Genomic DNA, 12,526 nt, shown 5'->3' with positions numbered 1-12,526 from the left:
GAGGAAAGACCCCTTCACCTCGGGTCTTGCGGGTACCGCGGGTCTCGTGGGTGGCGGAGGCTCGGCGGTGTCGCGAAAGCCACTTTCGCAACCTTCACCGTTGCGAAAGTGGCTTTCACAACCTCCCTGACCAGCGGAGAAGCGACTTCGCCGGGCCCCTGACTCGCAAGGTAGGAAAGGAGGCCTTCACGGACTGCTAACGGGACGCCAGATAGGCCCGCCAGTCACCGACGGAGGTGATGTCCGTCAGCTCGTCAGAGTCCACAAAGGACGAGCGCAGGACCGTGGCGAGGCAGGCCGCACCGTCCTCCAGTTCGACGACGCCCAGCTCCAGTTCCGGCGGTTCCGCGGGGACGAGGTGATCCCGCAACACCGCGAGCGGCAGGTCATACACCTCCCCGACCACCGATCCGGAACCGCCTTCGTACATCGCCGGGAACCGGTCGCCCACCGAGAAGTAGTGGTACTTCGGCGCCGAACGGGCCACGCAGCACAACGGCGCGCCCTGCAACTGTTCGTGCAGCGGACCGCCACGCATCCCGCCGCCGTTGAGGAACATCAGAACCACGACATGATCCCTTCGATCCCGAAGTACACCCCGAACACCGCGGCCAGGATCCCGAGGATCCAGCCGATCTCGCGGATCTTGCCCTTGCAGATCTTGATCAGCACGTAGCCGACCAGCCCGGCGCCGATCCCGTTCGTGATCGAGTAGGTGAACGGGATCAACGCGATGGTCAGGAACACCGGGATCGCGAAATCCAGGTCCCGCCAGGGAATCCGCGCGCACTGGGCCATCATCATCCCGCCGATGACGACCAGCGCGGGCGCCGCGGCCTGCGCCGGGACGACGGCCGCGATCGGTGTCAGGAACAGCGTCGCGGTGAACAATCCGCCGGTGACGATGCTCGCCAGCCCGGTCCGGGCGCCTTCGCCGACCCCCGCGGCTGATTCGAGGAACACCGTGTTCGGCGCCGAACCGGTGACACCGCCCGCGAGGGCGCCGGCGCCGTCGACCAGCAGGATGCGGCCCATCCCCTCGACCTTGCCGTCCTTGGTCAGCCCCGCCTCCTCGGAGACGCTGGTGATCGTGCCCATCGCGTCGAAGAACCCGGAAAGCACGAGCGTGAACAGGAAGACCGCCGCCGTCACCGCGCCCGCCGACCCGAAGCCGCCGAAGAGATCGATGTCGCCCAGCAGGCTGAAGTCGGGATGCGCGACGACCTGATCGGGCACCTTGGGCTCGACCAGCCCCCAGCCCTGGACGTGGAACACGCTGTTGACCAGCACCGCGAGCCCGGTCGCGACCGCGATGCTGATCAGCACCGCGCCCGGTACGCCACGGCTCACGAGCACGATCATCAGCAGCAGGCCGAGGCAGAAGATCGCGATCGGCCAGCCTTCGAGGTGACCGCCGATCCCCATCCGCACCGGCACCGTCGACTGGGCGGAGTCCGGGGTCCGGGTGACGAATCCGGCGCTGACCAGGCCGACCAGCGCGATGTAGAGCCCGATGCCGACGGTGATCGCGACCTTGAGCGGCATCGGGATCGCGTTGATGATCCGCTCCCGGATCCCGGAAACGGCCATGAACACGATGCAGACGCCTTCGAGGACGACGAGCCCGAAAGCCTGCGCCCACGTCATGGTCGGCGCCATCTGGAAGGCGACGACACCGTTGACGCCGAGACCGGCGGCGAGCGCCAGCGGGGCGTTCCCGACGAGGCCCATCAGGATCGTGGTCACGCCCGCCGCCAGTGCGGTCGCCGTCGTGATCGCCTCGGTGGTCAGCTTCGCGCCGGTGATGTCGGCCGACGCGCCGAGGATGAGCGGGTTGAGCAACACGATGTAGCACATCGCGACGAACGTGGTGATCCCGCCGCGCACTTCGCGGCCGATCGTGCTGCCGCGGTGGGAGATCTTGAACCAGCGGTCGAGCCCGGACAGCCGCCCCGGCTCGGACGAGGGCAGGTGGGGACGCTCTGTACCTAATTGGGTCATGCCTACTCCACAACGTTGTGGGGCGGGAAAGATCTAGTAAGCCTTCTTGTCGGGTTTCGACAGCCAGGCCTGAAAAGGCGCGAAAGAGTCCGGAAGGGACAGTTGGCCGACGGGTAGTGACCAGGTCTCGCGCGGGCGGGAAAAGAGCTCGTAGAACTCGCGGTCGTCGAAGCCCGCCTCGGCCGCGTCGTGGCGGTCCGCGGCGTAGACGACCTTGCCGACACGCGCCCAGAGCGCGGCGGAAAGGCAGAGCGGGCAGGGCTCGCAGGAGGTGACGAGGACGCAGCCGTCGAGCTTGTGGTCGCCGATCGCCTGGCAGGCCGCGCGGATCGCGACGACCTCGGCGTGCGCCGTCGGGTCCAGCGTCGGCGTCACCTGGTTGGTCCCGGTGGCCAGCACCGAACCGTCGCGGACGATCATCGCGCCGAACGGGCCACCGCCGCTTTCGACGTTCGCGGTGGCCAGCTGGACGGCTTCGGCGAGCCATTTCTGCTCGTCGGACTCCGAAATGGACAGACGGGTACCCACGGATGTGCTCCTAGCTCGAAAAAGTACGGATGTCAGGTGCCGGTGAGATGCTCGGGACGCACCGGGACACGGGGCAGCGCCAGCCCGGTGGCCGCGCGGATGGCCGCGACGATCGCCGGGGTGGACGAGATCGTCGGCGGTTCGCCGACCCCGCGCAGACCGTACGGCGCGTTGGGATCGGGCCGTTCCAAGACGTCGATGTCCATCGGCGGCATGTCCAGCACGGTCGGGATCAGGTAGTCGGTGAACGACGGGTTGCGGATCTTCCCGTCCACGGTCTGGATCTCCTCCATCACCGCGAGCCCGAGCCCCTGCGCGGAACCGCCCTGGATCTGGCCGAGCACCGCCTGCGGGTTGAGCGCCTTGCCGACGTCCTGCGCGCAGTCGAGCGCGACGACCTTGATCAGCCCGAGTTCGGTGTCGACGTCCACCACCGCGCGGTGCGCCGCGAAACCGTACTGGACGTGCGCGTTGCCTTGTCCTGTCTCGGGATCGATGGGCGTCGTCGGCCGGTGACGCCATTCGACGGTCTCGTCGAAGACTTCGTCGCCGAGTACGTCGGCGAGGTCCGCCAGCACGCTGCCGTCGACGGAGACCACCTTGTTCGCGACGACGTTCAGCTTGCCGTCCGCGGCGAGCTTGCCGGCGAGATGCTTGTGCAGCCCGGAGCGGACCGCGACGCAGGCGGCCTGGACGGCGCCGCCCGTGACGTAGCTTTGGCGCGACGCCGACGTCGAACCGCCGTTGCCGATGTTGGTGTCCATCGGCAGGATGGTCACCTGCTCGATGCCGAGTTCGGTCCGGACGATCTGCTGCATGATCGTCACGAGTCCCTGGCCGACCTCGCAGGCGGCGGTGTGCACGGTCGCCGCGGGTTCGCCGCCGACGAGCTGCAGCCGCACACGGGCCGTCGAGTAGTCGTCGAAACCCTCGGAGAAGCAGATGTTCTTGATGCCGACCGCGTAGCCGACACCCCGGACGACTCCCTCGCCGTGCGTGGTGTTGGAGACGCCGCCGGGCATCCGGCGCAGGTCGAGTTCGTCGTGGGTGACCGGCAACGGCTTGGCGCGCAGGCGTTCCAGCAGTTCAGCCACCGGCGCGGCCGAGTCGACCACTTGCCCGGTCGGCATGAGACTGCCTTCCTCCATCGCGTTGAGGATCCGGATGTCGACAGGGTCGATGCCGCACGCTTCGGCGAGTTTGTCCATTTGGGACTCGTAGGCGAAGCCCGCCTGAACCGCGCCGAAGCCGCGCATCGCGCCGCAGGGCGGGTTGTTGGTGTACACGCCCCAGCAGTCGACCGAAGCACTGTCCACATTGTACGGACCGACGCCGAGCGTGGCCGCGTTCGCGACCACCGCGCCGGTCGACGAGGCGTACGCGCCGCCGTCCAGGTACAGCTTCGCCTTCACATAGACGAGCCGGCCGTCCTTGTCCGCGCCGTGCTCGTAGTACATCTTCGCCGGGTGGCGGTGCACGTGACCGTAGAAGGATTCCTCGCGGTTGTAGACCATCTTGACCGGCTTGCCGGTGTGCAGTGCCAGCAGACACGCGTGCACCTGGATCGAGAGATCCTCACGGCCGCCGAAAGCGCCGCCGACCCCGCCGAGCGTCAACCGCACCTTCTCCTTGGGCAGGCCCAGGGCGGCGACGATCTGCTGCTGGTCGACGTGCAGCCATTGCGTGGCGACATAAAGGTCGACACCGCCTTCGGTGTCCGGGATCGCCATGCCGGACTCGGGCCCGAGGAAGGCCTGGTCCTGCATGCCGACCTCGTAGACGCCGGACACCACGACGTCGGCCTTCACCGACTGGTCGCCGTGGCGGATCTTGGCGTACCGCACGACGTTCCCGCCGGGGTGCAGCTCGGCGCCCTCGCCCGCGGCGGCCTTCTCGGAGTCCGTCACCGGTTCGAGGACCTCGTAGGAGACCTTGATCCGCTTCATCGCGCGGCGCGCGGTCTCAGGGTGGTCCGCCGCGACCAGTGCGACGGGCTCACCCTGATAGCGCACGACGTCGACGGCGAGCACCGGCTGGTCGGCGTGCTCCAGGCCGTACTTGTTCAGCCCGGGCACGTCTTCGTGGGTCAGCACCACGTAGACTCCTTGCACGGCAAGGGCTTCGGTGATGTCGATGCCGGTGATCCGCGCGTACGGATGCGGGCTGCGCAACGTCGCGCCCCACAGCATGTCCTCGTGCCACAGGTCCGAGGAGTACGCGAACTCGCCGCGCACCTTGACCGTGCCGTCCGGGCGCAGCGGGCTCGTCCCCACTCCGTTTTCGGTGGTCCGCTTGGAGACTTCAGTGGTGGTCATACCGTCTCCCTCAGCCTCGCACTGGCCACGGCCAGGTCACGGGCGATCTCGTCTTCGGATTCCTCGCGCAGGGTCCCGCCGGTCACGACGGTCGCGCCGCCCACGAAGAGGCGCTCGATCGGCGGGGTGGCGCCGAGCACCAGGGCGGCGACCGGGTCGGTGATCCCGGCGTAGTTCAGGCCGTTCAGGTTCCAGACCGCGAGGTCGGCGAGCTTGCCTGCCTCGATCGAACCCAGGTCCTTCTCGCGGCCCAGGCAGCGGGCGCCACCCATCGTGCCCATCCACAGCGCCTCGCGCGTGGTCAGCGCACGCGGTCCGCCGCGCTGGCGCGCTTGCAGCAACGACTGGTGCAGTTCCTCGCCGAGCCCGCCGGACTCGTTGGACGCGGCGCCGTCGACGCCGAGCCCGACCGCGACACCGGCGTCGAGCAGTTGCCGAACCGGGGCGATCCCGGCGCCGATCCGCCCGTTGGACGTCGGGCAGTGCGCCGCTCCCGTGCCCGTGGCGCCCAGGCGCCGGATCGCGTCCGGGGCGAGGTGGATCGAGTGCGCGAGCCAGACGTCTTCGGCGAGCCAGCCGAGCTTGTCGGCGTACTCGGCCGGGGTGCAGCCGACCTCGGCGAGGCACTGCTTCTCCTCGTCGATCGTCTCGGCGAGATGCGTGTGAAGCCGGACTCCCTTGCGGCGCGCGAGTTCCGCCGCGCCGGTCATCAGCCGCTCGCTCACCGAGAACGGCGAGCACGGCCCGGCCGCGATCTGCAGATGAGCACCGGCCGAGGCGTCGTGGAACCGGTCGATCGCGGCCTCGGTGCCGAGCAGCGCGGCCTCCGTCTCCTCGACGAGGTTGTCCGGCGGGAGCCCGCCCTGCGATTCGCCCCGATCCATCGAGCCGCGGACGACGTGCAGCCGCACACCGACCCGGATCCGGGCGGCGGCGAGGGCTTCGACCTGGTCGCCGCCGTCGCGCGGGAAGACGTAGTGGTGGTCGGCGACGGTCGTGCAGCCGGTGGTCGCGAGCCGCGCGAGCCCGGCGGTGGCCGCCGCGTGCGTGATCTCGGCGTCGAGCCTTCCCCAGATCGGGTACAGCGCGACGAGCCATTCGAAGAGCGTGTGATCGGCGGCGAGGCCCCGCGTTGCCCACTGGTAGAGGTGGTGGTGGGTGTTGATCAGGCCGGGCGTGACCAGGCAGCCGGAGCCGTCGACGCGTTCGTCGTACTCACCTTCGGGCGCCTTTCCCGCGCCGACAGCCGCGATGCGGTCGTTCTCGATGACGACGTGGCCAGAGGCGTGCTCGGTGCCCGCGCCGTCGACGGTGGCGATCGCGGCGTTCTCGATGACGGTCTTCACGCGGTCTCTCCCCTGGTCGCGGCCAGCCGGACGGCGTCGAGGATCTTCTCGTACCCGGTGCACCGGCACAGGTTCCCCGCCAGTGCCTCGCGGATCTCCTCGTCGGCGGGGTTCTCGACCCGGTTGAGCAGATCGTGCGCGGCCACGACGAGACCGGGCGTGCAGAAGCCACATTGGACGGCACCGGCATCCACAAAGGACTGCTGGACGCGGTCGAGCTTGTCGCCCTCGGCCAGTCCTTCGACCGTGCGGACCTCGCGGCCCTCGACCTGCCCGGCCGCGACCAGGCACGAGCACACCGGGACCTCGTCGAGGTACACCGTGCAGGACCCGCATTCGCCCTGTTCACAGGCGTTCTTTGAGCCCGGGAGGCCGAGCCGCTCGCGGAGCACGTAGAGCAGGCTCTCGCCCTCCCAGACGTCGTCGGCCTGGCGGGACTCGCCGTTGATCGTCACGTTCACGCGCACTCGCGTTCACCCTTCTGGAAGTCGTTCCACGCCCAGGTCAGCGTCCGCCGCGCCAGGACGGACAACGCGTGCTTGCGGTAGTCGGCGCTGCCGCGGACGTCGTCGATCGGCGACGCCGCCTCCGACACCAGCTCGCCGAACCGGCGTTTGACCGAATCCGCGACGGAAGCCTTGGTGGACCAGGGAAGTTCGGCGGAGAGGAATTCTTCGGCGGCGGTCGCCCGGCGCGGGGTCGGAGCGGCGGAGCCGACGGCCGCGCGGATCCCGCGGGTGTCCAGATGCAGGGCCAGCGCGAACGAGCAGACCGCGATGACCATCGCGTTGCGCGTCCCGACCTTGGCGAACTGCTGCGGCCCGACCTCGGCGGGCAGGTACACCGCGGTGATCAGCTCGTCGGGTTCGAGGGCGTTGCGTTTGACGCCGAGGTAGAACTCCTCGGCCGGGATCCTGCGTGTTCCGCGCACCGACGCGGCCTCGACCTCGGCGCCGAGCACGAGCAGCACGGGATGTGTGTCGCCGGCGGGCGAGGCGGCGCCCAGGTTCCCGCCGACGGTGCCCCGGTTGCGGATCTGCGGCGAACCGACGGTGCGGGAAGCCATCGCCAGCGCGGGCAGAACTTCACCCAGCTCAGCGATCACCCGGACGTAGGGCACGGAAGCGCCGAGCCGGATCTCGCCGTCGCTCTCGGTCCACTCGGCGAGTTCCGTGACGCGGTTCAGATCGAGCAGCGCGCCGGGACGACGGTGGTCGAAATTGAGCTCCACCATGACGTCCGTGCCGCCTGCGATGGGCACCGCGTCGGGTCGCTCGGCCTTGACGGCGAGCGCCTCGGTCAGCGAGCTGGGGCGCAGGAAATCCACTCTCGGGCTCCTCGGTTCGGCGGAGTGCTGTGACGGCTGACTCAGTAGACGCCCTGCGCCCGTATGGCGGCAACGGTGCCGAAGCATGAAATCTCCCCAGCACGGGCCGGTCGATTTGTGGTTTCCTACAAACCTGATGACGACCGTGAAAACTCTGCTCGCGCTACCCGGGTTGCGCTTGCGTGTGCGTGCCGGGACGGCTCTGCTCGACCGTCCGGTGTCCCGGATCTACGTCACCGAACTGCCCGACCCCGGGCGGTACGTGTCGGCGGGCGAGCTCGTCCTGAGCGGGTTGCTGTGGTGGCGCGGACCCGGTGATTCCGAGGCTTTCGTGGCCGCGCTGGCGAAGGCCGGGGCCGCGGCGCTGGCGGCATCCGGAGCGGACTCCGACGGGATCCCCGAAGACCTCGTCGAAGCCTGCACGCGACACGGGATTCCGTTGCTGGAAGTGCCGGCGGATCTGTCGTTCTCGGTCGTCACCGAACGGGTCGTGCTGGCGTTGGCCGCGGCCGCGGAAGGCGCTCGCAAACGTTTGCTTTCAGCGGCGACGGAAGACGCGTCGGTGGAAACGCTGCTGGCGCGGGCGCGCGCGGAGATCGGTCTCCCCTGCTGGGTGGTGCCGACCGGGACGGCGACCGATCTGGTGCGGCGGTTCGTCGCCGCGGGCGGACGTTCCCTGGAGGCGGACGACGTCTCCGTCCGGCCGGTCGGCGGCAGGCACGCGCTGCCGTGGCTGCTCGCGATCGGCGGCGCGCTGACCGCCGCTCAGGCGGAGATCGCCGAAGAACTCGCCGGGCTGATCGGGCTCGCGCGCACGCGGGCGGACGAGGTCCGCGCGGTCACCGACAGGGTGCTCGAACCGTTGCTCGCCGCGCTCGACGAAGGAAGTGATCCGCACGCGGCCTTGACCGCGACCGGTCTGCGCGGCGATCTGCGCGTCGTCGTCGCCCGCACCGAAGGATCCGAAGCGGCGCGCGGGATCCTGACCGAGCTACTCCCGCCGGGCGCCCTCGTCGGGCCCGCCGGGGAGACGACCTGGGCGGTGGCCGAGGACGACGGCGAGTGGCCGGAGGACTGGCCGGCGACGGTGACCTCCGCGCTGACGGAAGTGAAGTCGCTGCTGCCGTGCCGCCGGGTGCTGATCGGGATCAGCGACCGCTCCCCGGTTTCCGTGCTGCGGGGCGCGAAAGAGGTCGCGCGCTACGCGCTGGCCGTGGCGGCGGAACGGCCCGGCACGGTCGAGGTCGTCCCCGGCGGCGAGATCGGCATGCACCGGCTGCTGCTGGCAGGCGCGCCCGACGACCTCCGGACGGCGTTGCGGCGACGGGTCTTGGGCCCCTTGCTGAGTTACGACGCCGAACAAGGCACCGATCTGGTGCACACCCTGCGGGTGTTCCTGGAATGCTCCGGCTCACCGACGCGGGCCGCGCGGGCGCTGCACGTCCACGTCAACACCTTGCGGTACCGGATCGGCCGGGCGAGCGAACTGCTCGGCACCGATCTGACCGAGTTCACCGAACAGCTCGACGTCTATTTGGCCTTGTCGGCAGGGAGCTGAAATGGGCATCACCACGGCGAAAGAAGCCGCCTACGATCCGCGTGTGGTCGCTTTCGGGCGGATGATGGGCGCGGCGAACCGGCTCGAATACCTGCTCGGCCGCGCGCTGGAAGCCGAATGCGGGATCTCGCATCTGATGTTCGAGGTCCTGCTGATCGTCGGCCGGTCGGGCGAGGCCGGGATGAGCATGCGCGCGATCGCGCAGGAGCAGGTGCTGACCACCGGCGGCGCGACCCGGCTGGTCGACCGGATGACCACACTCGACCTGGTCGTCCGCACCGCCGACCCCGAAGACCGCCGCGTGCAGCTCGTGCGGCTGACGGCGAAGGGCGAGGAGACGACCGTCCGGGCCGCGCTGGTGCACGTCGAGAACATCCAGCGGCTCTTCCTCGACCCGCTGCCCGCGGACCATCGCGAACGGTTCGCCCAGGACCTGCGGACGCTGAGCCATTCCGCCCGTGACGCGCTCCCCCGGCTCCGTTAGGAATATCTGACTGGTCAGACATCGTTGGGTCTCGTCATGAGGCTCATCTATGTCTTCGACGCGTACTGCGGCTGGTCCTACGGGTTCGCCAGGACCATGGCCGACGTCGCGCACCGGCATCCGGACCTGCCGGTCGAAGTGGTTTCCGGCGGCTTGTTCCTCGGCGGGCGCCGCGTGCCGATCCGGCAGTTCGGCTATGTCCAGGGAGCCAACGCCGAGATCACCCGCCGCACCGGGGCGCCGTTCGGGGAAAGCTACGAGCGGCTCATCGCCGACGGCGAGTTCGTCATGGATTCCGAGGCCGCCGCCTGCGGGATGGCCGCGCTGCGCGAAGTCGCGCCGGACCGCGCCGTGCGGCTCGCGGCCTTGCTGCAGGAGGCTTTCTACCTCGACGGACTGAGCCTGTCCGAGGTCTCGACATATCGCGTGGTCGCGCAGCGGGCAGGTTTGGACGGGGACGCCGTCGAAGCCGCGCTGGACCGGGTTTCCGCCGCGGACGATTTCCGGCGGGCGCGAGAACTGGGTGTGACGGGATATCCGACCTTGCTCGCCTCCCACGGGGACCAGGTCGTGACACTCGTCGCCGGGAACGCGAGCGCGGACGAAGTGGAGCGGCGGATCGGCGCGCTGGTTCCCTAAACTCCGGGCATGTCCTCCTTGGTGGTGTTCCGGCCGGCGACCCCCGCGGACGCCGACGCCGTCGCGGAAATCTGGTACCACGGCTGGCGGGACGGCCATCTCGGCAACGTGCCCGAAGCACTTGTCCGGGTCCGCACGCGCGAGTCGTTCCATGAGCGGGCGGCTCAACGCGTCGCCGACACTTCCGTCGCCATGGTCGACGACGAGGTCGCGGGGTTCGTGATGGTCGTCGGCGACGAGGTCGAGCAGGTGTACGTCGCGTCGGATCATCGCGGGAGCGGGGTGGCCGGGACGCTGCTCGCGGAGGCCGAACGGCTCGTGGGCGCCGGCGGTCATTCCCGCGCCTGGCTCGCCGTGGCGCCGGGAAACGCACGGGCGCGACGGTTCTACGAGCGATGCGGATGGGTCGATGGTGGCTTGTTCGACAATCCGGCTTTCGGACCGGACGGGCCGATTTTCGTGCCGTGTCATCGTTATGTGAAGCATTTAGCCGACTAAATGCGGGGCATTGGTCTCCACCTCGCTTTCACGTGACGCATTTAGTCGACTAAATGCAGCCGATTCACCCACCAGTGGGAAACGTGCAGGTTTGCAGTGACTTAAAATTACGAACACGTGTTCGAAATGTGGGTGTATTATGGAGGGGTGTCCGAGACCTTCCTTCCCGAACTCCCGCAGGAGTTGTGGCGCGCCGGCGAGCTGGAGCTTGCCCATGGCGTGAAGCAGTTTCTGCAGGTGATGCGGGTGGCGTCGGCCGCGATGGGGCGGTTCCTGGCGGAGATCGAGTCTCGGGGCCCGAAAGACTTGTACGGGTATGGGTCGACGGCGGCGTGGTTCGCCGATGTGGCGGGATTGTCGCGGGGTGAGGCGCAGTCGGTGGTGAAGCGGGCGATCGCGTTGAACCCCACCCGGGCCCTGGACGGCGGTGAGGTCCCGGCTGTCGCGCCCACCACGGCCGCGGTGGCGGCCGAAGGGCTGATCGGTGAGCACCGGATCGACCAGATCCTGGACATCCTGAAAAGACTCCCGGCCGACACCTCCGCGGAAGACCGGGAGCACGCGGAGAAAGTCCTGGCCAACCTGGCCCGGGACGCGGGGCCCCGGCAGGTTGCGAAGGCCGAAGAGGACATCCTCGGCTGGCTGGATCCCGACGGGAACGAACCCAAAGACCCCGAGCCGAAACAGCCGCGCCGGGAAATCACCTTGGAACGCCGTCGGGATGGGTTCTGGAAACTCACCGGCCTCCTCGACGACGAACTCGGCGCCCGCACCGCAGCTGCGCTGGAGGCGTATGCGAAACCGCGACCGGTGGACGAATTCGGCCAGGCGGATCTGCGCATGAAATGCGAGCGCCAGGGCGACGCGTGGGCCGAGCTTCTCGATCTGGCGATCGCCTGCCCGGACCAGCCCGGTACCAGCGGGTACCGGACCTTGGTGCACGTGACCATCGGTCTGGAAGAGCTCAAGACCGGGATCGGGAAAGCCTGCCTCGACTTCGTCGGCACCATGACCGCACGCGACGCGCGCATGGCCGCTTGCGACTGCCTGATGCTGCCTGTGGTGATGAACGCCGCCGGGGAACCCCTCGACGTGGGACGGCTGAGACGGTTCGTCACCCCAGGCCAACGCCGGGCGCTCAACATCCGGGACCGGGGCTGTGCGTTCCCGGGCTGTCATCGGAAACCGAAGAACTGCCACGCCCACCACATTCACCACTGGGCAGACGGCGGACCCACCGACCTCCGCAACCTCGCCCTCCTCTGCGGCTTCCACCACCGCCTGATCCACCACGACGACTGGCAAGTCCGCATGGCCGCCGACGGGCTACCAGAGTTCATCCCACCCCAGTATCTGGATCCGCTACGAAGAATCCAGCGCAACACCCTCCACCGCGCCCCCGCCTGATCCGCATGCCCCGAGGAGCCCGTCGGCCACCCGGCGACGGGCTCCTCGCCATGCCCATCTCACCCGCCGCCTGACTCAAGCGGGTCGCGAGTGGCAAGCAACCTAGAGCGGATAGATATTTGGTTACCCACGCCCGACCAGCTCAAAAGTAGCTGGAACGACACGGTCATCCACTCAAGGATGTCGTTGATCAACGGCGGAGCGGGGACACTCCATGTCCCACAACCTCCACTGATCGAGGATCAGCGATCCGAGACAGTCCATCAGCGTCCGACGGGGAAGATTCCGGACGTTGAGCGTCCGGAATCTTCCCCCGTCGGACGACCTTCCTCCAGCACGAAGGCATCGGCTACTGGACCGACCACCTAGCTGCCCAGTCGCGATAGCACTCCCTGGATCAGCAAAAGCCTGCGTGATCACCCC

12 protein-coding genes are annotated in these 12,526 nt (G+C 68.8%); 5 read left to right on the top strand and 7 right to left on the bottom strand.

Annotation, left to right across the window (positions count from 1 at the left end; all coding sequences use genetic code 11):
- Positions 1-196 precede the first annotated feature (196 nt).
- The 7 genes from CFP71_RS35190 to CFP71_RS35160 are packed head-to-tail and all read right to left on the bottom strand — an operon-like array spanning position 197 to position 7,517.
- The gene (locus tag CFP71_RS35190) at positions 197-568 is read right to left on the bottom strand and encodes an allophanate hydrolase-related protein (RefSeq protein WP_093938257.1); all 372 of its coding nucleotides are present in this window, start codon (positions 566-568) and stop codon (positions 197-199) included.
- A complete protein-coding gene (locus tag CFP71_RS35185) occupies positions 559-2,001 on the bottom strand; it encodes an NCS2 family permease (RefSeq protein ID WP_093938256.1) in 1,443 nt (480 codons plus the stop codon). Before CFP71_RS35185 ends, CFP71_RS35190 begins: the two co-directional genes overlap by 10 nt.
- 33 nt (positions 2,002-2,034) lie before the next feature.
- Complete coding sequence (locus tag CFP71_RS35180) at positions 2,035-2,529, bottom strand: nucleoside deaminase (protein ID WP_093938255.1); 495 nt, start codon at positions 2,527-2,529, stop codon at positions 2,035-2,037.
- Between the two features lie 32 nt (positions 2,530-2,561).
- On the bottom strand, positions 2,562-4,844 hold the full coding sequence (gene pucD, locus CFP71_RS35175; RefSeq protein WP_093938254.1) for a xanthine dehydrogenase subunit D: 2,283 nt from the start codon (positions 4,842-4,844) through the stop codon (positions 2,562-2,564).
- Positions 4,841-6,190: an 8-oxoguanine deaminase gene (locus tag CFP71_RS35170; RefSeq protein WP_093938253.1), complete on the bottom strand. Its 1,350-nt coding sequence runs from the start codon at positions 6,188-6,190 to the stop codon at positions 4,841-4,843. Before CFP71_RS35170 ends, pucD begins: the two co-directional genes overlap by 4 nt.
- Positions 6,187-6,657, bottom strand: coding sequence for a (2Fe-2S)-binding protein (locus CFP71_RS35165; protein WP_093938252.1), 471 nt, complete (start codon positions 6,655-6,657; stop codon positions 6,187-6,189). Before CFP71_RS35165 ends, CFP71_RS35170 begins: the two co-directional genes overlap by 4 nt.
- The gene (locus tag CFP71_RS35160) at positions 6,648-7,517 is read right to left on the bottom strand and encodes an FAD binding domain-containing protein (RefSeq protein ID WP_093938251.1); all 870 of its coding nucleotides are present in this window, start codon (positions 7,515-7,517) and stop codon (positions 6,648-6,650) included. The genes CFP71_RS35165 and CFP71_RS35160 overlap by 10 nt, the downstream gene beginning before the upstream one ends.
- 136 nt (positions 7,518-7,653) lie before the next feature.
- Between CFP71_RS35160 and CFP71_RS35155 the strand changes: the two genes are divergently transcribed.
- The 5 genes from CFP71_RS35155 to CFP71_RS35135 all read left to right on the top strand — a co-directional run bounded on the left by CFP71_RS35155 (position 7,654) and on the right by CFP71_RS35135 (position 12,103).
- Positions 7,654-9,075: a PucR family transcriptional regulator gene (locus CFP71_RS35155; protein ID WP_093938250.1), complete on the top strand. Its 1,422-nt coding sequence runs from the start codon at positions 7,654-7,656 to the stop codon at positions 9,073-9,075.
- Position 9,076: 1 nt separating this feature from the next.
- Positions 9,077-9,559: a MarR family winged helix-turn-helix transcriptional regulator gene (locus CFP71_RS35150; protein WP_093938249.1), complete on the top strand. Its 483-nt coding sequence runs from the start codon at positions 9,077-9,079 to the stop codon at positions 9,557-9,559.
- Between the two features lie 36 nt (positions 9,560-9,595).
- Positions 9,596-10,198, top strand: coding sequence for a DsbA family protein (locus tag CFP71_RS35145; protein ID WP_093938248.1), 603 nt, complete (start codon positions 9,596-9,598; stop codon positions 10,196-10,198).
- A 9-nt stretch (positions 10,199-10,207) separates the two neighbouring features.
- Complete coding sequence (locus tag CFP71_RS35140) at positions 10,208-10,696, top strand: GNAT family N-acetyltransferase (RefSeq protein WP_093938247.1); 489 nt, start codon at positions 10,208-10,210, stop codon at positions 10,694-10,696.
- 147 nt (positions 10,697-10,843) lie between these two features.
- Positions 10,844-12,103 carry an HNH endonuclease signature motif containing protein gene (locus CFP71_RS35135; RefSeq protein WP_093938246.1) on the top strand — a complete coding sequence of 420 codons (1,260 nt, stop codon included), beginning with the start codon at positions 10,844-10,846 and terminating at the stop codon, positions 12,101-12,103.
- Positions 12,104-12,526 lie beyond the last annotated feature (423 nt).

The sequence above is a fragment of the Amycolatopsis thailandensis genome (assembly GCF_002234405.1).
GTDB lineage: Bacteria > Actinomycetota > Actinomycetes > Mycobacteriales > Pseudonocardiaceae > Amycolatopsis > Amycolatopsis thailandensis.
This window is presented reverse-complemented; position numbering and strand designations above follow the sequence as displayed.